The organism is Amycolatopsis alkalitolerans, assembly GCF_006152065.1.
Taxonomy (GTDB): Bacteria; Actinomycetota; Actinomycetes; order Mycobacteriales; family Pseudonocardiaceae; genus Amycolatopsis_E; species Amycolatopsis_E alkalitolerans.
The window spans coordinates 122,808-148,307 of record NZ_VDFW01000001.1 but is presented as its reverse complement, the minus strand read 5'-3'; the positions used below and the strand labels follow the sequence as shown (position 1 = coordinate 148,307).

General features: G+C 69.7%; 23 protein-coding genes and 1 pseudogene. 15 read left to right on the top strand and 9 right to left on the bottom strand.

The genetic code is table 11. The annotated features are described in order from the left end of the window. Positions 1–244 precede the first annotated feature (244 nt). Positions 245–859, top strand: a complete 615-nt coding sequence (locus tag FG385_RS00635) for a glycoside hydrolase family 25 protein (RefSeq protein ID WP_139094587.1) — start codon at positions 245–247, stop codon at positions 857–859. On the opposite strand, the gene FG385_RS00630 is transcribed toward FG385_RS00635, so the two are convergent. Together FG385_RS00630 and FG385_RS00625 are read right to left on the bottom strand one after the other, a co-directional pair. After that, positions 826–1,626 carry an IclR family transcriptional regulator gene (locus FG385_RS00630; protein WP_139094586.1) on the bottom strand — a complete coding sequence of 267 codons (801 nt, stop codon included), beginning with the start codon at positions 1,624–1,626 and terminating at the stop codon, positions 826–828. The genes FG385_RS00635 and FG385_RS00630 overlap by 34 nt on opposite strands. Before the next feature lie 13 nt (positions 1,627–1,639). Further along, positions 1,640–2,962: an MFS transporter gene (locus FG385_RS00625; RefSeq protein WP_139094585.1), complete on the bottom strand. Its 1,323-nt coding sequence runs from the start codon at positions 2,960–2,962 to the stop codon at positions 1,640–1,642. A 168-nt stretch (positions 2,963–3,130) separates the two neighbouring features. On the opposite strand from FG385_RS00625, the gene FG385_RS00620 reads away from it, so the two are divergent. The 3 genes from FG385_RS00620 to FG385_RS00610 are packed head-to-tail and all read left to right on the top strand — an operon-like array spanning position 3,131 to position 5,631. Beyond that, entirely contained in the window at positions 3,131–4,024 is an 894-nt protein-coding gene (locus FG385_RS00620; protein WP_139094584.1) for a DUF6282 family protein, read from the top strand. 10 nt (positions 4,025–4,034) lie between these two features. Continuing rightward, positions 4,035–4,907 (top strand): cupin domain-containing protein, encoded by an 873-nt coding sequence (locus FG385_RS00615; RefSeq protein WP_139094583.1) that lies wholly within the window; start codon positions 4,035–4,037, stop codon positions 4,905–4,907. Then, entirely contained in the window at positions 4,897–5,631 is a 735-nt protein-coding gene (locus FG385_RS00610) for an HpcH/HpaI aldolase family protein (protein ID WP_139094582.1), read from the top strand. Before FG385_RS00615 ends, FG385_RS00610 begins: the two co-directional genes overlap by 11 nt. On the opposite strand, the gene FG385_RS00605 is transcribed toward FG385_RS00610, so the two are convergent. The 3 genes from FG385_RS00605 to FG385_RS00595 all read right to left on the bottom strand — a co-directional run bounded on the left by FG385_RS00605 (position 5,603) and on the right by FG385_RS00595 (position 9,103). Next, positions 5,603–6,592 carry a DUF4185 domain-containing protein gene (locus FG385_RS00605; RefSeq protein WP_139094581.1) on the bottom strand — a complete coding sequence of 330 codons (990 nt, stop codon included), beginning with the start codon at positions 6,590–6,592 and terminating at the stop codon, positions 5,603–5,605. The genes FG385_RS00610 and FG385_RS00605 overlap by 29 nt on opposite strands. 280 nt (positions 6,593–6,872) lie before the next feature. Continuing rightward, positions 6,873–7,529 carry a response regulator gene (locus FG385_RS00600; protein WP_139094580.1) on the bottom strand — a complete coding sequence of 219 codons (657 nt, stop codon included), beginning with the start codon at positions 7,527–7,529 and terminating at the stop codon, positions 6,873–6,875. Further along, positions 7,526–9,103 (bottom strand): sensor histidine kinase, encoded by a 1,578-nt coding sequence (locus FG385_RS00595; RefSeq protein WP_139094826.1) that lies wholly within the window; start codon positions 9,101–9,103, stop codon positions 7,526–7,528. The genes FG385_RS00600 and FG385_RS00595 overlap by 4 nt, the downstream gene beginning before the upstream one ends. A 186-nt stretch (positions 9,104–9,289) precedes the next feature. Between FG385_RS00595 and FG385_RS00590 the strand changes: the two genes are divergently transcribed. From FG385_RS00590 to FG385_RS00570, 5 genes are all read left to right on the top strand, one after another. Next, positions 9,290–10,093, top strand: a complete 804-nt coding sequence (locus tag FG385_RS00590) for an ABC transporter ATP-binding protein (RefSeq protein WP_139094579.1) — start codon at positions 9,290–9,292, stop codon at positions 10,091–10,093. After that, positions 10,083–10,958 carry an ABC transporter permease gene (locus tag FG385_RS00585; protein ID WP_139094578.1) on the top strand — a complete coding sequence of 292 codons (876 nt, stop codon included), beginning with the start codon at positions 10,083–10,085 and terminating at the stop codon, positions 10,956–10,958. Before FG385_RS00590 ends, FG385_RS00585 begins: the two co-directional genes overlap by 11 nt. A 15-nt stretch (positions 10,959–10,973) precedes the next feature. Further along, positions 10,974–12,023 carry an ABC transporter substrate-binding protein gene (locus FG385_RS00580; protein WP_139094577.1) on the top strand — a complete coding sequence of 350 codons (1,050 nt, stop codon included), beginning with the start codon at positions 10,974–10,976 and terminating at the stop codon, positions 12,021–12,023. 142 nt (positions 12,024–12,165) lie between these two features. Beyond that, positions 12,166–12,855 (top strand): G1 family glutamic endopeptidase, encoded by a 690-nt coding sequence (locus FG385_RS00575; protein ID WP_139094576.1) that lies wholly within the window; start codon positions 12,166–12,168, stop codon positions 12,853–12,855. A gap of 30 nt (positions 12,856–12,885) precedes the next feature. Further along, positions 12,886–14,172 carry an aminodeoxychorismate synthase component I gene (locus tag FG385_RS00570; RefSeq protein ID WP_139094575.1) on the top strand — a complete coding sequence of 429 codons (1,287 nt, stop codon included), beginning with the start codon at positions 12,886–12,888 and terminating at the stop codon, positions 14,170–14,172. A gap of 144 nt (positions 14,173–14,316) precedes the next feature. Here FG385_RS00570 and FG385_RS00565 read toward each other — a convergent pair whose 3' ends face one another. Next, on the bottom strand, positions 14,317–15,264 hold the full coding sequence (locus FG385_RS00565) for a quinone oxidoreductase family protein (RefSeq protein ID WP_139094574.1): 948 nt from the start codon (positions 15,262–15,264) through the stop codon (positions 14,317–14,319). Positions 15,265–15,508: 244 nt separating this feature from the next. Then, a complete protein-coding gene (gene rsmI / locus FG385_RS00560) occupies positions 15,509–16,333 on the bottom strand; it encodes a 16S rRNA (cytidine(1402)-2'-O)-methyltransferase (protein WP_139094573.1) in 825 nt (274 codons plus the stop codon). A 60-nt stretch (positions 16,334–16,393) separates the two neighbouring features. Between rsmI and FG385_RS00555 the strand changes: the two genes are divergently transcribed. After that, positions 16,394–17,941 (top strand): dolichyl-phosphate-mannose--protein mannosyltransferase, encoded by a 1,548-nt coding sequence (locus FG385_RS00555; protein ID WP_139094572.1) that lies wholly within the window; start codon positions 16,394–16,396, stop codon positions 17,939–17,941. Positions 17,942–17,992: 51 nt separating this feature from the next. Here the strand turns inward: FG385_RS00555 and FG385_RS00550 are convergent, their stop codons facing one another. Beyond that, positions 17,993–19,720, bottom strand: coding sequence for a serine/threonine-protein kinase (locus FG385_RS00550; protein WP_235022288.1), 1,728 nt, complete (start codon positions 19,718–19,720; stop codon positions 17,993–17,995). Positions 19,721–19,845: 125 nt separating this feature from the next. On the opposite strand from FG385_RS00550, the gene FG385_RS00545 reads away from it, so the two are divergent. From FG385_RS00545 to FG385_RS00530, 4 genes and pseudogenes are all read left to right on the top strand, one after another. Then, positions 19,846–21,711 (top strand): propionyl-CoA synthetase, encoded by a 1,866-nt coding sequence (locus FG385_RS00545; protein WP_139094571.1) that lies wholly within the window; start codon positions 19,846–19,848, stop codon positions 21,709–21,711. A gap of 109 nt (positions 21,712–21,820) precedes the next feature. Beyond that, positions 21,821–22,309 (top strand): annotated as a pseudogene (locus FG385_RS00540) (family 20 glycosylhydrolase); the annotation flags it as partial. A gap of 71 nt (positions 22,310–22,380) precedes the next feature. Next, complete coding sequence (locus tag FG385_RS00535) at positions 22,381–23,187, top strand: SGNH/GDSL hydrolase family protein (RefSeq protein ID WP_139094570.1); 807 nt, start codon at positions 22,381–22,383, stop codon at positions 23,185–23,187. Next, positions 23,160–23,690, top strand: coding sequence for a TetR/AcrR family transcriptional regulator (locus FG385_RS00530; RefSeq protein WP_139094569.1), 531 nt, complete (start codon positions 23,160–23,162; stop codon positions 23,688–23,690). The genes FG385_RS00535 and FG385_RS00530 overlap by 28 nt, the downstream gene beginning before the upstream one ends. On the opposite strand, the gene FG385_RS00525 is transcribed toward FG385_RS00530, so the two are convergent. Then, a complete protein-coding gene (locus FG385_RS00525; RefSeq protein WP_139094824.1) occupies positions 23,678–25,060 on the bottom strand; it encodes an aminotransferase class I/II-fold pyridoxal phosphate-dependent enzyme in 1,383 nt (460 codons plus the stop codon). The genes FG385_RS00530 and FG385_RS00525 overlap by 13 nt on opposite strands. 7 nt (positions 25,061–25,067) lie before the next feature. Between FG385_RS00525 and FG385_RS00520 the strand changes: the two genes are divergently transcribed. Continuing rightward, the gene (locus FG385_RS00520; protein WP_139094568.1) at positions 25,068–25,340 is read left to right on the top strand and encodes a hypothetical protein; all 273 of its coding nucleotides are present in this window, start codon (positions 25,068–25,070) and stop codon (positions 25,338–25,340) included. The last annotated feature ends 160 nt before the right edge of the window (positions 25,341–25,500 follow it).

Here is a 25,500-nt window from a genome sequence, read left to right as displayed (position 1 = left end):
ATGATTCACTACCCGCGATTTTGGCAAGTCGGCTTGGATCTCGCTCATGTCCCTAGCTGCTGGAAGTTTTCTGCGCCGCGATTCAGATCACAGCCTCGCCAAGAACGTGAATCCCGGATAACTCGGCCTCGGCCGGACCACTCGGGCCGGTCCTGGAGTCCGTGGGGCTCGCGTCAATCCCGCATCCTGGCCTTTTCGCACCTAGAGTGGCTGGAACGGCTCTGGGGAGTGCGAAGGTGGAGGTTTGAGCGAGGGCGAAACGGCGCGTGGGATAAACCTGTCGCTGCATGCGACCGTGGCCGATTGGCACACGGTGCGGTCCGCCGCTGTCGCTTTCGCCTCCATCACCGTCACCGAGAACGTCAACTGGAGCGATTCGGGTGCCTGGCGGCAGATCGCCGCCGCGCAGGAGGCCGGGGTGCGCGCCGGGATCCGCCATTACGCGCGGCCCGGCGCCCCGCAGGACCAGGCCGAGCACTGCGTGCGCCTCGGTAAGCAACTCGGCGTCTTCGGGCCCGGTTCGCTCGCGCCCGCGCTCGACGTCGAAGCCGTCGGGGTGACCGACCGGTTCATCAAGGCCTGGATCAAGGCCGTCCGGAACGCGGCCGGGATCCGCCGCGTGCTGGTGTACGCACCGTACGACGCCTGGCTGCACCAGCTGCACCCGAACAAATGGGCCGACTCCGACGTGGTCCTCTGGGTGCGCCGGCACAACGGGATCCCGGGCCGCCCCGGCTGGTTCCATCCGCGGCTCGGCCTGCACCAGCACCGCGCGGCGCCGATCGCACCCGGGCTCGACGGCCCGATCGGCCTCGACGCGCTCGTCTACCCGTTCACGATGGCCGACGTGCTGCTCTGAGCCACCGGGCTCGAACCGCCCATCCGTTCCGAGATCTCCGCGGCGGCCGCCACCAGGTCGTCGCGGAACGGGCCCTCGACCGGCAGCGTCCGCTGGGTGCCGACCAGCGCGATCGTCGCGCAGATGCCGTACTCGTCGAACACCCCGGTGGCGACCGCGGTGAAGCCCGATTCGACGAGATGATCAGTGGCGACACCGGTTCGCCGCACCTCGTCGAGCTGCGCGGTCAGCTCGTCGCGCTCGTCCGGCCGCAGCGTCGCGAGCAGCCGGTCGACGCGCAACTGGTCGGGCAGGAACGCGAGGAACACCTTCGCCTGTGCCGACCGCAACCCGAGCTGGGTGCCGGCGCGGACGGTCACCATGACCGAGCGGGTGTTGTCCTCCTCGGTCCGCGAAACGACCGGACCGGACGAACCCCACAGGCTGATGACCGTGGTCAGGTGCGTCGACCGGCTCACCCGGCGCAGGAACGGCGGCGCCACGTCGAGCACCCGCCGCCTCGACAGCGCGGCGGCGCCGAGCTGCATCAGGAGGCGGCCGGGCTCGAACCGCGACGGCTCGTGCGTGCGCTCGAGCAGGCCGGCGGCGACGAGGGAGGTGAAGTACCGGTGCGTCGTGCTCCGGTTCAGGCCCAGCCGCTCAGCCGCTTCGGCGACGGTGGTGGTCGGATTCTCCACGGAGAACAGCCCGAGGATCTGCCCGACCCGGCTCACCGCCTGGATGTCACCGGAGGACACCGAACCGTCGATCACTGGGAACTCCCTCATCGCCACGTACTCCTCACACCGTATGACCCATGTCCACGTTCTTCGTCTCGGGCCCGGCGAACCCGCCGATGCTGACCAGCAGCCCGGCCACGACGACGAGCACGATCGGCGCGAGATGCGCGGGCAGGAACGCGCCGATGCCGTCGAGGTAGAACGCGTAGAACGCGGGGATGATCAGCGCGAGGCTGTAGCCGACGCCGTACCCGCTGGCCCGGACGCGGGCCGGGAACCGCTCGGTCAGGTAGGCCGCGATCGGGCCGAAGGTACCGATGGTGAACACGAGCGTCACGCTGGTCGCCACGATCACCCCGGCCAGTCCGCTGTGGAGCGTCATCGCGAACCCGTAGGCCGGCCCGCCGATGACGACCATGGCCAGCCCGTAACCGACGTAGAACCGGCGGCGGCCGATGCGCTGCGACAGCAACCCGAACAGCGGGTACGACACGACGGTCACCGCCTCCGCGACCATCATCGTCACCGAGACCTGCTTGCTGCTCAGCCCGATATGCGATTTGAGCAGCGCGGGCAGTACGGCGACCGCGGCGTTCGTGGCGAGCCAGACGCCGGTCATCAGCACGAACACCTGCACCATGTCGCGCCGGTGCGCGCCCTTGACCAGCATCGTCAGGGGCGAGCCGGTGTGCGTGCGCTCGGTCGCCGGCTCTTCGACCTCGTTGCGGTAGTGCCGGAACAGCACCACGGCGAGCAGGGCACCGATGAGGAAGGGGATCCGCCAGCCCCACTGCGAGTACGCCGAATGCACGCCGGCCGAGGGCATCACGCTGAGCAGGATCAGCGTCATGGCCGCGACCAGGCCGTAGGCACCCGGCGACGTGCTGGTGATGGTGCCGGAGATCAGGCCGCGGCGACGGCGCGGGCTCCACTCCATCGCCAGCGGCACGGCCGTCGTGTACTCGCCGCCGAGGAAGAAGCCGTCCACGAACCGCAACGCGATGAGCAGCCCGGCCGAGGCGACACCGATCGTCTCGTACCCGGGCAGGCAGGCGATGAGCGCGGTGGTGATGCCGAACCCGGCGACCGCGATCAGCGTGGTGCCGCGGCGGCCGCGCTTGTCCGCGAAGTGGCCGAAGACCGCGGCGCCGATCGGCCGGGCGATCAGCGTCGAGGCGAACACGAAGGCGTTGAGCAGGGCCGCGGTCCCGGCGCTCACGCCCGCCGACTGGAAGTAGGCGCTGGCCGGGGCGAGCGCGATGATCGGCAGGTAGATGTCGAACTGGTCGACGAAGTAGGCCAGCACGCCCGCGCGGATCGCGGCCCGGGCCTTGGGATGGGTTCCGGTCACCGGAACGCCGTGGTCGGCGCGGATCTCGGTCATGGGGGCTCCTTGCGGTGAGGATCGCCGTTGATGTTCACATCACGCAAGCACGTCCTGTATGACGAACGATCCGACTGTACATATCCCGGCTCGCGGTAGCAATCGCCCCTTGACGTTCGCAATACGAAACTCCATCCTGATATACGGACAACGAAGGGAGTTTCCTTGATGACAACGAGGTCAGACGCCGTCGCGAAGGTGCTGCAAGGCAGCGTCGATCTGCACTGCCACTCCGGACCGAGCCCGTTCCCCCGCCGCTTCGACCACGTCGAGGCCGCGCTCGACGCGCAGGAGCGGCTCGGGATGCGGGCCATCGTGGTCAAGTCGCACCACCACAACACCGTGATGGACGTGCTTGCGATGGCACCCCGGCTACGGGACCTGCGGACCCGGGTGTTCGGCGGGATCGCGCTCAACAGCTTCGTCGGCGGGCTCAACCCCCACGCGGTGCGGATGTCGCTGCGGATGGGCGGGAAGGTCGTCTGGTTCCCGACGATGTCGTCCGGCCGGCATATCGAATGTCATCACGACGGCGACGGCTTCCCCACCGAGACCGTGCCGCTGACCTGCGAACGCGTCGACATCCGGGACTCCTCCGGCGGGCTCAGGCCCGAGGTCGGCGAGATCCTCGACGTCGTCAAGGAGACCGGGGCGCTGCTGTCCGGCGGGCATATGTACCCGGACGACATCCAGCTGCTCTTCGAAGAAGCCGGGCGGAAGGGGATCCGCCGGATGATCGTGAACCACCCGAACTTCGTGATCGGCGCCGAACCCGGGCAATGCGAGGAGTTCGTCCGGCTCGGTGCCTTCATCGAGCACGAGGTCGCCATGTACGACCCCGAGGGGCATCAACGCTGGGACCCGAAGCTGCTGGTGGACTGGATCGAGCGCATCGGGCCGGGGCACACCGTGCTGTCCTCGGACCTCGGCCAGAAGACGAACCCCAAGCCGGTCGACGCGTACCTGCGCGTCTGCGGCGCGCTGCTCGACCTCGGGGTGCGCGAAAAGGATCTTCAGCGGATGACCCGCGACAACCCGTCCTACCTGCTCGGACTCGACTGAAGGGGGCGAAATGTACACAACGGACGATCCGCGCGCCGCGCTGGGCGGATCCGGGGTCGCCTCGGGCATCGCGGCGCCCGAATACCACGACTTCTCCGGATCCGGCCGCAGGACCGAGATCACGCGAGCGCAGAACGTCGTGCTGGCCTACACCCGCCCGTCCGCCGGCGAGTCGCTCGGGAAGGGCGAATTCCGGTTCGAGCACGTGTTGTTGCTCGTGCACCACTCGTCGGCGGCGGAAGTCGTCGCCGGGGACGGGAAGGTTTCGTTGCGGGGCCAGGGCATGATCGTGATCCCGCCCGGGATCAGCGAAATCGTGTCCCTCGGCGAGGGTGACCTCGTGCGGCTGATCCAGCCCGACGAGGCGGACTGGGCTTCGCGGGCTCGCAACGCCGCTTCCTATGCCGAACCCCATCCCCGGGTCACGCCGCTCACCCCGTGGCCCGCTCCCGCGGAGGACCGGCTGCGTTTCTACCCGCTCGCCGACGTGCCCGAGGATCCGAAACGGTTCGGGCGCATCTTCCGCACCCGCGCCTTCATGGTGAACTTCCTTGCCCCGCAAGAGGGTCCGCGCGATCCGTCGAAGCTCTCACCGCATCATCACGACGACTTCGAGCAGATCTCGCTGGCCGTCGAGGGTGAGTACGTGCACCACATCCGCACCCCGTGGACGACGGACTCGCGCGCGTGGCGGGAGGACGATCACGAGCGTGCCGGGAGCCCGTCGGTGACGGTCATCCCGCCGCCGACCGTGCACACCTCGGCCGCGATCGCCGCCGGGCGCAACCAGCTGATCGACATCTTCTCCCCGCCGCGCAAGGATTTCTCGGCGCAGCCGGGGTGGGTGCTGAACGAGGAGGAGTACCCCGAAGATGTTCGGTGACGGGCGAGTGCCGGTCGGCACCTGGCTGAAGATCGCCGGGCCCGAGCCGGTGGAGATCATGGCCTACGCCGGGTTCGATTTCGTGATCGTCGACCTCGAACACGCGCCGCTGACGCTCGAAACGGCGTATCGCCTGGTCAACAGCGCGGCGGCGCTGCGGATGACGCCGCTCGTGCGGGTACCGGACCATACGCCGTCGACGATCCAGAAGATCCTGGACGCCGGCGCGCAGGGCGTGCTTGTGCCCAAAGTGGACAGTGTCGAGCAGGCGCGGGCAGTGGGCCGCGCGGTGCGGTTCCCGCCCGAGGGCGACCGCGGCGCGGGCGGCACCAGCCGGGCCGGCCGGTGGGGGCTGCGGCCGAACGCGGAGTATGTCGGCGAGCACGTGCTGTGCATCCCGCAACTGGAAAGCGAAAAGGCGATCGCGGCGGCCCCGGAGATCCTCGCGCTGCCGGCCGTGGACGCGGTGTTCGTCGGCGCGGCCGACCTGTCGATGTCGATGGGCACCACGCCGGCGGATCCGGCCGTGCGGGAACTGATCGCGCAGACACTGCGGCATGCCGCGTCGGCGGGTGAGCCGTGCGGGCTCGCGTTCGGTGCCGCCGGCCCGGCCGTCGAGGCGATCGGGCAGGGCTGCGGGTTCGTCGTCGTCTCGAACGACACGTCGATGCTCGCGACGGCCGCCCGGTCGCTCGTCAGCCAGGTGCGAGCCGGGACCGCATGAGGAACACGTTGTACGGGCCCCACTGCGACATCAGGTAGTAGACGTCGGGTCCGTCCAGCGCCCACGGGTGGAGGTAGCCGCCGTACAGACCGGGGTACTGCGCGCCGGGGACGGCGACCTCACCCGGGGACCACGGCCCTTCGAGGCGGTCGGCCGTGTGCAGCAGGATCGCGCCGCCGGGGTCGTCGAGGTGCATGGCGAGCCACCGTCCCAAATGGACGTTGTAGGCGACGGACAGTTCGCCGACCGGGCCGGGCAGCACCGGCGCCGCGGCGAACTCGTCGTAGGTCCAGCCGTTGCCGGTGAAGTACTCGTACGCCTGCGCGTCCATGATGCCGGTGGCTTGGACGCGCGCGAGGTACGCGTCGCCGTGGCGGCCGTTGGTGGTGCCGAACAGGTACACGTGGTCCCCGTCGCGGGCGAAGGCGCCCATCTGGAACGGATCGTCGCGCTCGGCGCGGTTGATCCAGCGGGAGCCGTGCGGTTTGTCCCACGTGACGCCCCCATCGGTGGAAACGGCGAGGCCGCCGTAGTTCGTCTGCCAGGTGCCGGGCGGGCCCCACTGGCGGACGGACATGTACTGCGCGTACTGCACCCCGTTGACGGCGATGCCCGTGTTCGGGATGACGGTGACCTCGTCGCGGCGCCTGTCGCGGGGAATCACCTGCGCGGCCGTGCCGTCCTGGCGCGGGATGAACCCGTCGAGCAGCAGGCCCTGCGACAGGTCGCGGGTCCGGGAGAAGCCGAGGACGTTCGAGCGCCAGTCCGCGGTGTTCGGCCCGCCTCCGTCCCCGCCCCAGCCTTCGCCGAAGGTGTCCCCGAACAGCGCGAACACCCGCCCGTCCCCGGCGTCCCACAGGATCCCGAGGTCGGTCCCGTGCACGGCGAACCGCTCGTCGGTCCGGTTCACCGACCCGGGTCCGGTGATCTTCGCTACCAACTCCGTCTGCTCGATCTTCATGCGACCCAGGCTAGGGGCGTGTGATCCTGTCCGGTTTACGTTGCCGTGTTTGCCCGTAGGGTCGGTGGGTTTGTCCGCTGCGGTGTCGAGTTGGCTGGTCCGGTCGCTGACTGTGCCCCCGGCGACAGCGGCCGGCCAACTCGATAACGCCCCGAGCCAACTCGGCGACGCCAAGGGCCAACTCAGTACCCTGGCGAACAAACACACCCGCGCGCAAAGACAACAAGATCACGAAACGCTAGGGGCGGCGGGCGGTGTGCGCCGGGCGCACCGATCCGCCTCACGAGCGCCAGCTGTACTCGTGTTCCGGGCGGCCCGTCGCCCCGTACCGCAGGCGCATCTCGATCGTGCCCGCCTCCGCCAGGGCCGTCAGGTAGCGCTGCGCCGTGGCGCGGGCGACGCCCAGTTCCGAAGCGATCTCCGCCGCCGACAGGGGGCGCGCCGCGCGCTGGAGTTGCTCGGACACGAGGCGCGCCGTCGCGCCGGACCGGCCTTTGGGCGGCGCCGCCCGGTCCTGTTCGTGCAGCACCCGGAACGCCCGGTCGACGTCCGACTGGTCCAGGTTCCGCTCCTCCCCGACCAGCCGCCGGTACCGCGCGTACCCGGCCAGCCGCTCCGCGAACTGCCGGGTCGTGAACGGCTTGATCAGGTAGTTCAGCGCCCCGCCGCGAACCGCCGCGCGGACCGAGTTCGTGTCGGTCGCCGCGGACAGGATGATCGTGTCCGTCTGCAGTTCCGCCAGCAGGGTCAAGCCCGACTCGTCCGGCAGGTAGACGTCCAGCAGCACCAGATCCGGCGCAAGCTCGCGCACCCGCGCCCTGGCCTCCGCCGCCGTGCGCGCCGTGCCCACGACCGCGAACCCCGGCACCTCCTCGACGAACCCCGCATGCACTCCGGCGACCCGGAAGTCGTCGTCCACGATGAGCGTGCGAATCATTCCTGTGCCTCCAGCAGGTCCGGCAAAGCCGCCACGAACAGCGCGCCCCGGTCCTCGCCGCCGGGATCCGCGAGCCACACGTCGCCGCCGTGCGCCCGCGCCGCCTGCCTGGCGAGCGCGAGGCCCAGCCCGTGCCCTGGCGAGATCTTCGTCGACACTCCCTCGTCGAACAGCTTCTCCCGCACCTCGGCGGCGACCCCGCTACCACTGTCCACAACAGATACGTGCAACGTAGTTCCCTCGGCCAGCAAAGCGATTTCGACGAACGCGGGCAGGCGGCCGAGCCGAGCCGCGTGCAGCGCGTTGTCAAGCAGGTTGCCCACGACTGTGTTCACGGTGATCGGATCGGTCACCGGAGCCCGCACCCACGAGTCGTCCGACAACCGAAGCCGGACGCCTTTTTCCTGCGCCTGCTCGATTTTCGCGGCGAGCAGCGCCTGCAGGTACGGGTCGGTCACACTGTCGCCGAGCGCACCGGGACTCGAGATCGAGGTGTCGGTCAGCGTCTGCAGGTACTCGACCGCCTCGCCGTTGTGCCCCAGCTGCAGCAAGCCGGACAGCGTGTGCAGCCGGTTGCTGAACTCGTGCCGCTGCGCGCGCAGACCGTCCGAAAGGGACCGGACGGCGTCCAGCTCGCGGGTCAGCGTATCGAGATCCGTACGATCCCGGAAGGTCAGCACCATGCCCAGATCGCGGTCGTCCCGCTGCACCGCGCGGGAGTTCACCACCAGCACCCGGTTCCCCGCCACGGCAAGGAGATTGTCCACCGGCTGGTGATCGGCCACCGCCTTCCCCAGCCGTGGTGAAAGGCCCAGTTCGGACACCGGCACCCCGACCGGCAGCGGCTTTCCCAGCAGCCGCTCGGCTTCGGCGTTCCGCACCGAAACCCGGCCGCCCGCGTCCACCGCGAGCATGCCCTCCCCGATCCCGTGCAGGACGGCCTCCCGTTCATAGAGCAGTTCGGTCAGTTCGCGCGGTTCGAGCCCGTGCGTCAGCCGGTTCAGCCTGCGGGTCAGCAGCGCCGACGCGGCCACGCCGAGCGCCAGCGCCCCGGCCGCGAACAGCGCGCTGGTCAGGATCAACCGGATCAGATCCCCCGTCGCCTCACCGATTTCGTACCCGACACTGACCTCGCCGACGACCCGGCCATCCGCGGCGAAGATCGGTGTCTTGCTCCGCACGGAAACCCCCAGCGTTCCTTTTTGGACCGCGCTGACGACGTCGTTCCCCGCCAGGGCCTCGACCGCGGGCGTGCTGACCGGCTTGCCGATCTCACCCGGGTTCGGATGCGCCAGCCGGATGCCCTTGTCGTCGGTGATCACCACGAACAACGCGCCGGTCCGGCGGGTGACCGCCTGCGCCAGATCCTCGAGCGGGCCGCCCGGGCGCTTGTCCGTGACGTTCGTGACGACGACCGGATCGACGGCCACCGAGCGCGCGATCCCGAGGGCGCGTTCCCCGTACTGGTCACGCAGGGTGCCCCACAGCAACCAGCTCACCAGCGCCAGCCCGACGGCGAGCAGCAGCACCACGACCCCGATCTGCAGGATCAGGATCTGGCGCGAGAACCGCATGCGCCCGAAGACACCCTTGTCCATGCGGGGACACGATACGCGCTGGTCAAGGCTGTGCACAGAATGTGCAAAACGCGAAGAACGCGCGGTGGGGACGCAGAACGCGGACAAGCTTCCCGCGGGGCGGGCCGGCTTCTTAACGTGCGTCACACGGATTCCTCCAGCGCGTGACGAAGGAGTCACCCGATGTCCTCACCACTGATCGAACTGATCGGTGCGACCAAGCGGTTCCCGAGCGGGAACGGCTCGGTGCACACCGCGGTCCGAGATCTCGAGCTGACCGTCGATCCCGGCGAGTTCGTCGCCGTGGTCGGCCCCACCGGATGCGGCAAGTCGACCACCCTCTCGCTCGTCTCCGGCCTGCAGCCGGCTTCCGCGGGGCAGGTGCGCGTCAACGGCGAGCCCGTGACGTCCATTCCGGACGGTGTCGGCTACATGTTCCAGAACGACGCGGTGATGCCGTGGCGTTCGGTACTGGACAACGTCGCTTCGGGGCCGCGCTTCCGGGGCGCCGCCAAGGCGCAGGCGCGCGAGCGCGCGGCCGACTGGGTCAGGCGCGTGGGCCTCGCCGGATTCGAAAAGTACTACCCGCACCAGCTTTCCGGCGGCATGCGCAAGCGGGTTGCGCTCGCCCAGACGCTGGTCACCGAGCCCCGGATCCTGCTGATGGACGAGCCCTTCTCGGCGCTGGACGTGCAGACCCGCGCGCTGATGCAGGACGAACTGCTGCGCCTGTGGTCGGGCACTGGCGCCGCGGTCGTGTTCGTGACCCACGACCTGGAGGAGGCCATCGCGCTGGCCGACAAGGTAGTCGTGCTGACCACAAGCCCGGCCACCGTCAAGGACGTGTTCATCATCGACCTGCCGCGCCCGCGCCAGGTCGAAGAACTGCGCCTCACCGAGGAGTTCCTGCGCATCTACCGCGAGGTCTGGGAATCGCTGCGCGGGGAGGTCGGCAAGGCGCGGGGAGGGATCAGCGATGTCGCTTGACACCATGCCGGTTCTGACACAACCGGAAACCGAAGAGATGATCCTGGCCAGGCAGCGCAAGGCCGTCGGCAGGCGCCGGCGCAACACGTGGTTGCTGCGCCTGGCGATCGCGGTCGGGTGGCTTGGCTCCTGGGAGCTGGCCGCCACCTTCTGGATCGACCCGTTCTTCTACTCCAAACCGTCCCGGATCTGGGAACGGCTGGCCGGCTGGTTCACCGCGGGCACCGATTTCGGTTCGATCTGGTACCAGCTGTGGGTGACGGTCGAGGAGGCCGTGTTCGGGTTCGTGCTCGGCGCGCTCGCCGGGGTCGTACTCGGGGTGATTCTCGGGCGCAGCCAGTACCTCGCGGACGTGCTGGCGCCGTTCATCAAGGCCGCCAACGCGGTTCCCCGGATCGTGCTGGCCTCGCTGTTCGTGATCTGGTTCGGCCTCGGGCTCGCCTCGAAGGTCGCGACCGTGATCGTGCTGGTGTTCTTCGCGGTGTTCTTCAACGCCTTCACCGGTGCCCGCGAAGTGGACCGGAACCTGATCGACAACGCCCGCATCCTCGGTGCCGGGCGGTTGCAGGTGCTGCGCTCCATCGTGTTGCCGAGCGCCACTTCGTGGATCCTGTCCTCCCTGCACACCGCCTTCGGCTTCGCCCTGATCGGCGCCGTGGTCGGTGAGTACGCGGGTTCGAAGGCCGGTATCGGCTTCCTCATCGCGAACGCGCAGGGCACGTTCGACTCGGCGGGGATCTACGCCGCCATGATCATCATCACGGTCGTCGCCCTGGTCGCCGAATGGGGCATCGGGCATCTGGAGGGACGGCTGCTGCGCTGGCGGCCCTCCGTCTCGAGCAACTCCGAAACCGCCGTCTTCTGAAAGGAAACCGGATCAATGAGGATTCGCAGGATCGCGGGTGCCGTCGCGGCGCTCGCCCTGATCGCCGCAGGCACGACCGCCTGCCAGGACTCGCGCGGCGTGGCGACCGGCTCGGGCGGCAAGCCGAAGGTGACGATCATCGTCGGCGGCCTGGAGAAGGTCATCTACCTGCCCGCGATGCTGAGCCAGCAACTCGGCAACTTCGCGGCACAGGGTCTCGACGTCGAACTGCAGGGCGAGCAGTCGGGCGCCACCGCGGAGACCTCGCTGGTGGCCAAGCAGGTCGACGGGGTCGTCGGGTTCTACGACCATACGATCGACCTGCAGGCCAAGGGCCAGTGCATCGAAAGCGTCGTGCAGATGGCCAACATTCCCGGTGAGGCCGAGATGATCGGCACCGCGAACGCGAACACGATCAAGAGCGCGGCGGACTTCAAGGGCAGGAAGCTCGGCGTCACCTCGCTCGGCTCGTCCACCGACTTCCTGACGAAGGCGCTGGCCGCCAAAGCCGGCGTCGGCGCCGACCAGTACACCCCGGTCAAGGTCGGGGCCGGGCAGACGTTCATCGCCAGCCTGGACAACGGCGGCATCGACGGCGGGATGACGACCGACCCGACGATCGCCAAGCTGACCAGCACGGGCAAGGCGAAGGTGCTCTACGACCTGCGCACGGTCGAGGGCACGAAGGCCGCGCTCGGTGGGCTATACCCGGCCTCGTCGCTGTACCTGAACTGCGACTTCGTCCAGCAGCACCGGGACGTCGTGCAGAAGCTGGCCAACGCTTTCGTGGCGACGCTGAAATGGATGAGCCAGCACAGCCCGGAGGAGATCGCGGCGAAGATGCCGCCTTCCTACAGCGGCGGCGACCAGGCCCTGTACGTGAAGTCCATCAAGGACAGTATCGGGATGTTCAACACCGACGGGACGATGGACGCCGACGGTGCGAAGAACGCACTGGAGGTGCTGTCCACGTTCTCGACGAACGTCAAGCCCCGCAAGGATTCCATCGACCTGTCGAAGACCTACACGACGGAGTTCGTGGACGCCGCGGCCAAACAGGGGTGAGTTTACGACTACTTTACCTGCGCTTGGTTGATCATTTTGAGCCGAAAGTAGCTGTTGGCAAGGTTCCCACAAATCGATAATTACCGGCGGAACAACACCGATCACGCTCGAGTCCCTGCCAGTGAACGGATTGGAATCCGCCATGAAATCGACCCTTGCCCGCTGCGCCGGCCTGTTCTCGGTCGCCGCTGTCGCCACCACCGCGTTCGCGGGAACGGCGGCAGCGGCGCCCGTGTTCGGCGCGGACAACTTCTCCGGTGGAAACTGGGGCGGTTACGTGAGTTTCGGCAGTTTCACCACCGCGACCGCCAGTTGGGTGGAACCGTCGGTCACCTGCAACTCGACCAACGACTTGTTCGCGCCATGGGTCGGTATCGACGGCGACGGCTCGTCGACGGTCGAACAGACGGGTGTCGCGACCGACTGCTCGAGCGGATCTCCCGTGTACCAGGCGTGGTACGAGATGTACCCCGCCGGGCCGGTGTACTACAGCGACTCGGTGAGCGCCGGTGACCACATCACCGCGACCGTCACCCGCACCGGCACGAACACGTACAACCTGGTGATCACCGACACCACCAAGGGCTGGTCGAAGAGCGTGTCGAAGTCGTTGTCCTCGCAGCATTCCTCGGCCGAGGCGATCATCGAGTCGCCGACCGACTCGTACCCGAACATCAGCGGTGGAGTGAACTTCACCGCCGTGAAGTTCAACGGGACGAACCTGGCGTCGACCTCGCCGCAGGGGCTGAACGCAGACGACCGTGGCACCTACACCTGGAGCCCGAGCGCGATCGCGTCCGACGGCACCGACTTCACGATGACCCGGCATTGAGCCCCGCGGGCGGCAGGTCAGAATGTCCGGGTGCGGTTCGTCCGGAAACGGTTGCGGGGTGACCGGACCGCGGACGAGGCCCTGGCGTCACTGACGGTGCGCGCCCGGAAGCGAGGGGTGGGCGCGGCTGGCGGCCTGTGCGGCGACTGGTTCGGCGCGCAGGCCGTCCTGGCACCGGAGGTGCGGCTCGGTCCGGTAGCCGATCCGTTCGCGCCGCTGCGGAACCTGCCGCGGGTTCCCGGCGACGGCGTCGGGGGCGGCTGGTTCGGCTACCTGGCCTACGACCTGACCGACCCGTCCGGCCGCTCGACCGGCATCCCGCGGGCGGTCTGGGGCTGGGCCGATCACGTGTTGCGGCTGGACGCCGGCGGGCAGTGGTGGTTCGAGGCGCTGACCCCGGACGTGGACCCAGCCGAGTTCGAGTCGCTGCTCGCGGCCGAGCCGCCGCGGCTGACCTGGGAGCCCACGTCGCTGGAACGGCCGCTGCCCAATTCCGAGGCCGTCAAGGCCTGCATCCACGCCATCGAAGCGGGTGAGCTGTTCCAGGCCAACATCTGCACGCGGTTCACCGGCCGGTTCTCGGGGGATCCAGCTGGCCTGTTCGCCGCCGGTGTGCGCGCCCTGGCGCCGCGGCGGGCCGCCTATCTCGAAGGCCGCTGGGGTGCGATCGTCTCGCTTTCGCCCGAGCTTTTCCTTGCCCGGCACGGGGATTCCGTGCGGTCGGCACCGATCAAGGGCACCCTCCCCCGGCGCGGCCCCGAGGACGAGCACCTGCGTGCCCGGTTGCGAGAGTCGGTGAAGGACGTGGCGGAGAACGTCATGATCACCGACCTCGTGCGCAACGACCTCGGCCGGGTGTGCGAGGTCGGGAGCGTGCGGGTGCCGGAACTGCTGGCCGTGCGGCCCGCGCCCGGGGTATGGCATCTGGAGTCCACAGTGGAGGGACGGTTGCGCGGTACCGACGAGGACCTGCTGGCGGCGGCCTTCCCGCCGGGGTCGGTGACCGGGGCTCCGAAGATCCGCGCACTGGAGTTGATCGCGGAGCTGGAGCCCTCGCCGCGCGGGGTCTACACCGGCGCCGTGGGGCTGGTGTCGCCCGTCGCGGGACTGGAGCTGAACGTGGCGATCCGGACGTTCGAGATCTCCGGCGGGCACATCGCGCTCGGCGTAGGCGGCGGAATCACCGCCGGCTCGGATCCCGCGGCCGAGTGGGCAGAATGCCTGCACAAAGCCGCCCTCCTCGAACAACTCCTAGCCACCCAGCCCACCCCTCGCCCCCACCCACCCTCCCCCGAGCCCGGCTCCCACGACAGGTGAGTCGGGCTCCCGCCGCGCGCGGGTCGGGCACTCGCTGTCGCGAACGTAGAACTCGCCGTCCCGAACGCAGAACTCGCCGTCCCGAACGCAGAACTCGCCGTCCTGAATGTAGAACTCGGCGCGGGTGGGTGCGGGGGCCCGGGGTCAGCGGCGGGGGTCCAGGAGGAGTTTGCCGATCGTGGCGCGGGAGCGCAGTGCCTCGTGGGCTTGGCGGGCCTGCGACAACGGGTACTCGCCGCCTGCCACGGCGCGGATCCTGCCGGCGAGCGAAAGCTCGAACAGGTCCGTCATCGCCGCCGCCATGACCCCCGCGGGCGCATGCGGGAGCCACATCCCCGAGACGGTCGTCGAGTGGCGAAGCAGCGAGCCCAGTTGCACGGGCTTCGGCTGCTCGCGGCTGGCCATCCCGTAGAACGCGAGCCGCCCGAACGGGGCCAGCGCGGCGATGCTCTGGTCGGTCACGCGCCCGCCGGTCATGTCCAGCACGATGTCCACCCGGCTGCCGCCGTTGGCCTCGCGCAGGGTCGCCGTCATGTCCCCGGCCCGTGAGTCCACCGCCACGTCCGCGCCGAGTTCCAGTGCCAGCGCCCGTTTCGCCTCGCTGCTCGCCGTCGCGATCACCCGCCCGGCACCCCACGCCTTCGCCAATTGCACCGCTATCGTGCCGACCCCGCCGGCCGCCGCGTGCACGACGACGCTTTCTCCCGATTCCAAATGCGCGTTCTTACGCAACAACAACCATGCGGTCGCGCCCTGGACGATGAAAGAGAGCGCGGAAAGATCCTCGACCCCGTCCGGAACCGGAACGAGCGCCCGCCGGTCCGCGACGGCCCGTTCGGCATAGCCGCCACTGGCCAGCAGCGCCACGACCCTGGACCCGTCGGGCGTCCGCCCGACCACCTCGCCGCCCGGGACCAGCGGTAACACACTCGGTGCCAGGTAAGTGTTCTCGGCCTGGTGGGTGTCCGCGTAGTTCACCCCGGCGTGATCCACCTCGACCAGGACCTGGCCAGGACCTGGCATCGGTTCGGGCACTTCGACATTTCGCAGGACTTCGGGACCGCCGAACTCCGTTACCTGGACCGCGCGCATGGACTAAACCTTACCTGCCGGTAATGCGACGAACGGCGGTAGTCTGGCGGCGCTGTGGGGAATTCGTCAGCGGGGGGAAATCATGAATGACAACAGCGTGAGCTATCCGATCGCGGGCGACATCGGATACGTGATCGTCGGGGAACGCAAGCGGCGGCTGACGGTCGAACTCAACGTGCGGGCCGTGCGCAAGCTCCCGACCGCCGTGATCAGCAGGCGGGTGGTCATCGCCGCGAAGCGGGCATTAGCCTCGACGGGCGGCGAGGACGGCGTCGTAGAGCTCTTTCCGGGAGACGCCGGCGACGCCGGCGACATCGGCCGCGGCGGATTTGAGCCGTTCGCCCGCCGCGACGCGTGACGCGACCTCCTCGACCAGATCGTCGACCCGCACGGTCGCCGGCTCGGCCCCTTCGAGCACCACCGTGATCTCGCCGCGCACACCCTCGGCCGCCCACTTCGCGAGTTCGGGGAGCGTGCCGCGCCGCACCTCTTCGTAGGTCTTCGTCAGCTCACGGCATACGGCGGCCCGGCGTTCGCCGAGCGCCTCGGCCGCCTCCCCGAGAGTCGCGGCCAGGCGGTGCGGCGACTCGAAGAAGACCACGGTCCGCTGCTCGCCGGCGAGCGAAGCGAACCATTTCGCCTTCTCCCCGGCCTTACGCGGGGCGAACCCCTCAAAGCAGAACCGGGCGCTGGGCAGCCCGGAGACGGCGAGCGCCGTGGTCACGGCCGACGGGCCTGGGAGGCAGGTCACCGGCAGATCCTCGGCGACGCAGGCCGCCACGAGCCGGTAGCCGGGGTCCGACACGCTGGGCATGCCGGCGTCCGTCACCAGCAGCACGGTCTCGCCCTCGTGCAACGCTTCGAGCAGCTTGGGCAGCCGCGCGGTCTCGACATCCTCGTAGAAGCTGACGATCCGCCCACCCGGCGTGACGTCCAGCGCGGCGGCCAGTGCCCGCAGGCGGCGGGTGTCCTCCGCCGCGATGACGTCGGCGTCCGCCAGCGCCGCGACCAGGCGCGGCGACGCGTCACGCGAATCGCCCAGGGGTGTGGCGGCGAGCACGAGCGGCATATCTGGCAAGGTACCGCGATGCGAAGCATCACCGTCACGCGCTACTCCTAGGATCAAGCCGTGACCGCCCTCCTCACCCGCCCGGACGCCGTCGATGCGTCGCGGCCGCCGACGGACCGCGAGGCGACCCTCGTCGGGCGGCCGATGCCGCCGGACCGGCTGCGCGGCTGGCTCGTCACGATCGTGCTGGGGCTGGTCGCGGCGGTCACCCGGTTCCAGAACCTCGGGTTCCCCACCGACAAGGGCACCCCGGTCTTCGACGAGAAGTACTACGTGGTGCAGGCGTGGCAGATGCTGCGCAACGGCGGGTACGAGGACAACGCCGGGTACGAGCTCATCGTGCATCCGCCGCTGGCCAAGCAGTTGATCGCGCTCGGCGAATGGATGCTCGGCTCCGACGGCTGGGGCTGGCGGTTCGCCTCTGCGGTCGCGGGCACGGTCATCGTGATCCTCGTGGTGCGGGCCGCGCGCCGGCTCACCCGCTCCACGCTGCTCGGCGGGGTCGCGGGCATCCTGGTCGTCTGCGACGGCGTGCTGTTCCTGCAGTCACGGATGGGGATGCTCGACATCTTCATCGCGCTGTTCTCGTTCGCCGCCTTCGCGTGCCTGCTCGTCGACCGGGACCAGGTGCGGCAACGGCTCGCGGTCGCGGTGCGGGAAGGCTGGGCGGACGAATCGCCGTGGGGGCCGCGGCTGGGGTTCCGGTGGTGGCGCTTCGCGGCCGGGGTGTGCGTCGGGCTGACGTTCGCGGTCAAGTGGTCCGGGCTGTACTACATGGCCTTCTTCGGCCTGCTGGTCGTCGGCCTGGACGTCGCCGCCCGGCACGCGGCGGGTGTCCCGCGCCCGTGGCTCGGCACGCTGCGGCGCGACGTCCTGCCCGCGTTGTGGGCGATGGTCCTCCTGCCCGCCCTGGTCTACCTGGCCAGCTGGTGGGCCTGGTTCGCGAGCGAGTCCGCGACCGACCGGCACTACACGGAGATCCAGGGCATCGCGCCGGGTTTCTGGGGCTGGGTACCGGCGGGGCTGCGTTCGCTCGGGGACTACTCGATGAACGTGCTGCACTTCCACGAGACCCTGCTGACCCCGAAGAACGACCCGCATCCGTGGGAGTCGAAGCCGTGGACCTGGCCGATGGGCCTGCGGCCGATGCTCTACTACTACGAGTCCGGCACCGCCACCTGCGGCAGCAGCGACTGCGTCCAGGCGACGATGCTGATCGGCACGCCCGCGACCTGGTGGCTGGCGTTCCCGATGCTCGGCTGGGGCCTGTGGCGCTGGATCTGCCGGTTCGACTGGCGGTACGCCGTGGTCGTCGTCGGGTACCTGGCCGGGTACCTGCCGTGGTTCCTCAACATCGACCGGCAGATGTACTTCTTCTACGCCACGCCGATGGCGCCGTTCCTGGCACTCGGCCTGACCCTCGCCCTCGGGCAGATCCTCGGCAGCGCCAGGCGCGGTTTCGAACGCCGCGGCACGGGCCTGCTCGTGGTCTCGCTGTACGTGGGCCTGGTGGTCGCCAACTTCGCCTGGCTATGGCCGATCCTCAACGGCGACCCCATTTCCGGCGCGCACTGGCAGGCCGAACTCTGGCTGCCCAGCTGGCGCTAGGAAGTGCCGTGAGGGACCCCCTAACGGCAAATAAGGGCATCAGGGGGTCCCTCACGGCCGTGGCGGGAGGGCGCGCGTGGCCGAGGGTTGCCTGGGGACGATGCGCGTGACCGGGCCGTCGGGGGTCTTTCCCGCGCGGGCGAGCCAGCCCTCGACCTCGTGGCGCACGGCGTTGAGCGTCGGGCGCCTGCGGGGTTCGTTGTCCAGCGAGGCGATCAGCAACCGCGCGTGTGCCGACCGCTGCGGCAGGCGTGACACCGGTTCCGCCCTGGCCGCCGCCATCAGCGCCGCCATCGGGCTCTCGCGCGTCCCTCGCGGCGGGTAGCCCGACAAGGCGTAAGACACCGTCGCCGCGAGCTGCCACGCGTCCGAAGCCGGAGACGCCCCCGTACCGGCCGCCTGTTCGGGCGCGACGAAGTCCGGCGTGCCGATCATCATGCCGGTCGCGGTCATCGTCGAGTCGCCGCGACTGCGGGCGATGCCGAAGTCGATCAGGTGGGGCAGGCCACCCGGGTCGAGAATGATGTTCGACGGCTTGATGTCCCGGTGCAGCACGCCCTTCTCGTGCGCGGCCTGCAGCGCACCGGCCATCGTCGCCCACAGCCGCCCGGCGGCCACGTCGTCGAGCGGGCCCTGCGCGTCCACGGCGCCGGCCAGCGCCTGCCCCTCCAGGTACTCCATCACCAGCGCGAGCCCATCCGGCTCCTCGACCAGGTCGTACACCCGGACGCAGTTCGGGTGGCTGACCATCGCGAGCGCGCGGGCCTCGCGGCGCATGCGTTCCTCGGTGTCCCGGTCGGGCGCGTGCGCGATCTTCAGCGCCACCGTGCGGCCCAGCTGGTTGTCCACCGCCTGCCACACCGTGCCGAACCCACCGTGCCCCAGCCTGCGGATCCGCCGGTACCGCTCGCTGCCGTTCGCCGTCGAACCCGGCGGCACAGGCACCGGACCGGGTGCGGCCGCGAGCTGCTGCGCGGGCGCCACAGTGGTCGGCTTGTACTCCTTCTGCGGCGGCGGGGGCGGCGCGGGCCGGGGCTCGGGCGCGCGGTCCCGGCGCGCCCCCCGGTTGATCACCGCCCACGGCGGGGGCCCCACGAGCGCGATCGGGATGAGCCCGAGCACGGCGACCGGCAGGAACCCGAGCCACAGGTGCACCGCCGTGTTGGCCTCGACCGTCGAGCTGAACACCACGAACAGCACGTACGGCACCCACAGCAGCCGGCCCGGCCACTTCTGCCCGCGGCGCATCGCCGTGCGCGCCTGCAGGATCATGAAGAACAGCGACGCGACCGGCAGCCCGACGAGCGCGCCGATGTAGTAGCCGTAGGCGAGTTTGCTGCCCGACGGGTAGAACAGCGTCTCGAACACGTTCTGCCCGCCACCGAGGTACTCGCTCTGCTTCCCGATGAACCCGCAGTAGTCACGGCCGAACGTGGACAGCTCGGCGGCGGACAGACCGGAATCCTGACCGGTGAACGCCGCGCGGAAGGTTCCGGAGATGCCGTTGGCCAGCAGCCACGGCAGCAGGAGCACCGTCACCAGCCCGGTCACCGCGATGACACTGATCGTGACCGCGTCGTAGGTGTTGCCGGTGAACTTGCGCATGATCGCCACGATCACGGCGCCGAGCACCGGGAACAGCGCGATGAGCGCACCGGCCGCGCTGGTCGCCCACACCCAGTCGCCAGGGCAGAACCCCGGGTTGAACAGGGTGTGCGCGAGCGACAGCAACCAGCTCGCGAAAGCGTTCACCGCCGGTCCCTCCTGCTCGGGTGCCATTCCGGGTCCCCACCCTATTCGTCCTGAGGACGCGGGGCCCGACGGGCGGGTTGCGAAGCGATGTCGGCCGGGCCGCGATGCGTCATGATGTTGGGACCGGCTCGACGATGAGGAGGTCCGTTCTGATGGGTGCCTACGCCGAGGAGTACCAGCACAGCCTGACCGACCCGGAGGGGTTCTGGCTGGGCGCGGCCAAGGCCATCGACTGGGTGCGGGAACCCGTCCAGGCCCTCGACGCCTCGAACCCGCCGCTGTACCGGTGGTTTCCCGGCGGCGAGCTCAACACCGCGTACAACGCCCTGGACAGGCATGTCGAACGCGGGCGCGGCGAGCAGGCGGCGCTGATCTGGGACTCACCGGTGACCTCGGCGAAGCGGACGTACACCTACGCACAGCTGCGGGACGAGGTTGCCCGCTTCGCGGGTGCGTTGCGTTCACTCGGCGTCGGCAAGGGCGACCGGGTGATCATCTACATGCCGATGGTGCCCGAGGCCGTGATCGCGATGCTCGCGTGCGCGCGGATCGGCGCGGTGCACTCGGTGGTCTTCGGCGGGTTCGCGCCGAAGGAGCTGGCGGCCCGTGTCGAGGACGCCAAACCGAAGGTCATCGTCGCGGCCTCGTGCGGGATCGAGCCGAACCGGATCGTCGAGTACAAACCGATCATCGACGCGGCGCTCGGCGCGACGGCGCACCAGCCGGACAAGGTCGTCGTCCTGCAACGCGACGCGGCAAGGGCCGAACTCGGGCCTCGTGACATCGACTGGCAGGACCTGAATGCCGAGCCGGCGGACCCGGTCCCCGTCGCCGCGACCGACCCGCTGTACATCCTCTACACCTCGGGCACGACCGGGAAGCCCAAGGGCGTCGTGCGCGACACGGGCGGCCACGCGGTCGCGCTCGCGTGGTCGATGGGCGCGGTCTACGACGTCCGGCCCGGCGACATCTGGTGGACGGCTTCCGATGTCGGATGGGTCGTCGGCCACTCGTACATCGTGTACGCGCCGCTGCTCATCGGCGCGACGACCGTTCTGTACGAAGGGAAACCGATCGGCACCCCGGACGCCGGCGCGTTCTGGCGCGTCATCTCCGAGCACCGGGTGAAGTCCCTGTTCACCGCGCCGACGGCGTTGCGCGCGATCAAGCGCGTCGATCCGGACGCCCGCGAACTGCAGGCATACGACCTCGCCGATTTCAAGACCCTGTTCCTGGCCGGTGAACGGCTTGATCCCGAGACGTATCACTGGGCGCACGAAAAGCTCGGCACCCCGGTCGTCGATCACTGGTGGCAGACCGAAACCGGCTGGCCGATCGCCGCGAACCCGCGCGGCCTCGAACCGATGCCGGTCAAACCGGGTTCGGCGACCGTGCCGGTGCCCGGCTACGACGTGCGGATCCTCGCCCCGGACGGCGAGCCGCTGCCGCCGGGCCACGAGGGCGCGATCGCGATCCGGCTGCCCCTGCCGCCCGGCACCCTGCCGACGCTGTGGGGCGACGACCAGCGGTACATCGACTCGTACCTGTCGCAATACCAGGGCTTCTACCTCACCGGCGATTCCGGTTACCAGGACGAGGACGGCTACCTGTTCGTCATGGGCCGCACCGACGACGTGATCAACGTGGCCGGGCACCGGTTGTCCACCGGTTCGATGGAGGCGGTGCTCGCCGCGCACCCGGCGGTCGCGGAGTGCGCGGTGATCGGGGTGCGGGACCAGCTGAAAGGCCAGCTGCCGCGCGGGCTCGTGGTACTCAAGGCCGGTGCGGACATCGCCGAGGAGACGCTGCGAGCGGAACTCGTCGCCGCCGTCCGCCGCGACATCGGCCCGGTGGCGGCCTTCCACCAGGTGTCCATTGTGGACGCTCTGCCGAAGACGCGGTCCGGCAAGATCCTCCGCAAGACGATGCGCGGGATCGCCGAAGGCCGGAACGAACCGGTTCCTTCGACGATCGAGGACCCCGCGGTGCTGGACGCGCTCCGGTCCGTCCTGCGGTAGCGTTGCACACCGGCGTCGAGTGGTCTATACCTTTGAGGATCCGCTCCCCACGACAGCCGGAGTGTGCCCGATGCGTAGACGCGTGTCCCTGGCAAGCCTGTGCAAGCTGGCCCAGGGCTGGCACGAGATCGCGAGCGTCGATCCGCCGCTCTCCGCGGTCCCGCAGTTCTGGGACACCGACGGCCAGGACGACGCGACGGCCGCCGCGGCCGCGCGGGGCAACAAGATCCTGATGTCGCCGGCGAACAAGGTGTACCTGGACATGCAGTACGACCCCGACAGCCCGCTCGGCCTGCACTGGGCCGGGTACGTCGAGGTCCGGGACTCCTACGACTGGGATCCCGCGTCGGCCGTGCCGGGCGTGGGTGAACAGCAGGTGGCCGGCGTCGAGGCGCCCTTGTGGTCGGAAACGCTGACCACCAGCGACGCGATCGAGTACATGGCCTTCCCGCGGCTGGCGGGGATCGCCGAGATCGGCTGGTCACCGCGGTCGGCGCACGACTGGAACGCCTACCGCGAGCGGCTCGCGCAACAGGCGCCGCGGTGGACCGCGCAGGGCATCGACTTCTATCGGTCACCACAGGTCGACTGGAAGTAGTCCCCGTAGACACTGTCTACTTCTTTTGATACCAAGGTCTCTTGGGTGAACAACTCATGACGGAGACCTGAATGCAGTACGAACGGTTCATTGCCCTCGGGGACAGCTGCACCGAGGGCCTGCACGACCCGTACCCGGGCAGCACCACGTACCGGGGCTGGGCGGACCTGGCGGCGGCCACCCTCGCCACCGCCAACCCCCGGCTCCGGTACGCCAACCTCGGCGTCCGGGGGCGGCGGCTCGACCAGATCATCGTCGAGCAGATCCCGTCCGCGCTCGACCTCCAGCCCGATCTCGTGGCGCTGTTCGGCGGCGCGAACGACGTCATGACCAGGCATTTCCGCGCCGACATCGTCGCGAAACGGGTCGAGGGCGCGATCCGCATCCTGACCAGGTCCGTGCCCACCGTCGTCGTGTTCACCCTGAGCGACGTGTCCAGCCGGATGCCCGGCGTGCTGCGTGTCCGGCCGCGGATCGAGGCGCTGAACGAGGCGGTCCGGGCTTCGGCGCGGCAGTACGGCGCCACACTGGTCGAACTGTCCGAAGAGGACGTGCACGACCTGCGGTATTTCGGCCCGGACCGGCTGCACCTGTCGGAGCCGGGCCACCGGCGGCTGGCCGCGCACCTGCTGACCCGGCTGGGCGTCCCGGTCGAACCGGCCTGGCTCGAACCGCTGCCCGGCGACCCGCTGCACCCGGGGGTGCGGGCGCATGTGCGGTGGATGGCGCGGGAGGTGCTGCCCGCCGCCGCGACGCGCACGCGCAACTGGTTCGTCGGCCGCTCGCCCGGCGACGGGTTCGCGCCGAAACGCCCCGAACTCCTGCCCGTGCTGGCCGACGAACTGAACCCGTGGACAGCGATCCCAGGCGGCGCCTGATCTCCAGCGCGGTCGCGCTCCTCGCCGACGAAGGCGTCGAGGCGGTCACGCTGCGGCGGATCGCGCGAGCCGCGGGTGTGTCGCATGGCGCGCCGTTGCGGCATTTCACCGGCCGGGCGGAGTTGCTTTCGGCGGTGGCGAGCGAAGGTTTCGCCGAACTTGCCGAGGCGGAACTGCCTTCGCGCGGCGCGCGGGCGCGGCTGCTCGCCGCCTGCCGCTCCTACGTCGAGTTCGCGCAGCGCAACCCGGCGATGTTCGAACTGATGTTCCGGCACGACCTCATCGACACGGCGGAACTGGACCAGGCGGTTTTCGCCCGGTTCACGAAGCTGGTCACGGACGCGCAGGCGGCGGGCTGGCGTGCGGGGACGGATCCGCGCGCCCTGGCCGCCTCGCTGTGGGCGGCGCTGCACGGGCTGGCGGAACTGTGGTTGTGGGGCGGGCTGGCCGACCGGGATCTGCTGATGACCTTGGATCTGACGCTGAGCGCCTACCTGGACTGAGCCGCCGCCCGCAAGGCCGCCCACGCCGCGTCGACATGTGCCTCCGTCGTCGTGGGAGCGCCGATCGCCATCCGCAGCCACACTTCGTCGCCCACCTTGGTGTGGCTGAGATACAGCGCGCCCGAGGCGTTCACCCGCTCCATCAACTCCAGCACGTCCGTCCGAAGTGGACGGAAGCACACCAGGCCGAAGGGATGGTGCCCGCGCACCTCGAAATCGGGCTCCGCGGCCACCAACGAGGCGAACCGCTGCGCCAGCGCGATCCCGGTGCGGATGTGCTCCCGCAGACCCTCCGCGCCGTACCAGCGGATCACCGACCACAGCTTCAGCGCCCGGAACCGCCGGCCGAGTGGCACCTGCCAGTCCCGGTAGTCGATCACCTGACCCGACTCGGTCGCCGCGTTGCGCAGGAACTCGGGCAGGATCGACAGCGCGTTGATCATCGGTGCGCGGTCGCGGACCCACAGCACGCCGCAGTCGAAGTTGGTCAGCAGCCATTTGTGCGGGTTCGTGGCATAGGAATCGACGTACTCGGCCACGCCGTCGTTGATCCACCGCAGTTCCGGGCACACTGCGGCGACACCGGCGTATGCCGCGTCGACGTGCAGCCAGATCCCGCGTTCCCGGCAGATTTCGCCGATCGCCCGCACCGGATCGATCGCCGTCGTGGACGTGGTGCCGATCGTCGCGCACACCAGCGCCGGGGTCAGGCCCGCGGCCACGTCCTCGTCGATCAGGGTTCGCAGCCGCGCGGGATCCATCTCCAGCGTTTCGGGGTGAACGTCCACCGTCCGCACGTTTTGCGATCCGATTCCGGCGATCCGCGCGGCCTTCTCGAGCGCGGAATGCGTTTGCGAGGAAACGTAGATCCGCTTTGTGGTCCCCTCGGCGCGGCGCAAAGCGGCCAGCACCGCGACGAGCGCGGCGCTCGACGCCGAATCCTGGATCACGCCGCCGCCGGCCGAGTCGGTCCGGAAATGGTCCGGCAGCCCCAGTAATTCCGCGAGCCAGTCGACGGCGACCGTCTCGAGTTCTGTGCACGCGGGGCTCGTCGCCCACACCATGCCCTGCACACCGAGGCCCGAGGAAAGCAGGTCCCCCAGGATGCCGGGGCCGCTCGCGTTCGCCGGGAAATACGCGAAGAAGTTCGGGTGCTGCCAGTGCGTGATACCGGGCAGGATCACCCGGTCCATGTCGGCGAGCACCTGCTCGTACGGCTCGCCCCGCTCCGGCGGATGCGCCGGCAGCATCGCGCGCACCTCGCCCGGCCGCGCCCGCGAGCGCACCGGGTACTGCTCGATCCCGGCGAGGTAGTCGGCGATCCAGTCGACGACCTGCTTGCCGTAGTGCCGGAACTCCTCTGGCGACATGTGTGGCATGGGCCATGAGACTAGCCACGCGAAGCGTGCCCATCAGGGGTGGTGGTCGGGCGAGGGGCTGGCGCACCTCCACGCCGACTTCCGCAACAAGCGCAACCCGTTGAGCGCCACCAGAATCGTCGAGCCCTCGTGGCCCGCGACGCCCAGCGGCAACGGCAACCGGCCGAGGATGTCCCACAGCACGAGCCCGAGGATGAACGTCGCCGCGATGGCCGTTTACCACATCGAGCATCTACGGCTCGGCATGCAGGACCGCGCGGAACCCGCATAGCCACCGTCCCGCTGTCGCGACTCCTCGCGACGCGCGCCGAACGCCCGACTCACCCACAGCCAAAACCCGACTCACCCGCAGCCAAAGCCGGACTCGCGGGCGGCGAGAGCCCGGCTCGCGGGGGGCAAGTGGGGTCGGGTCGGGGGCACGGGGTGGGGGT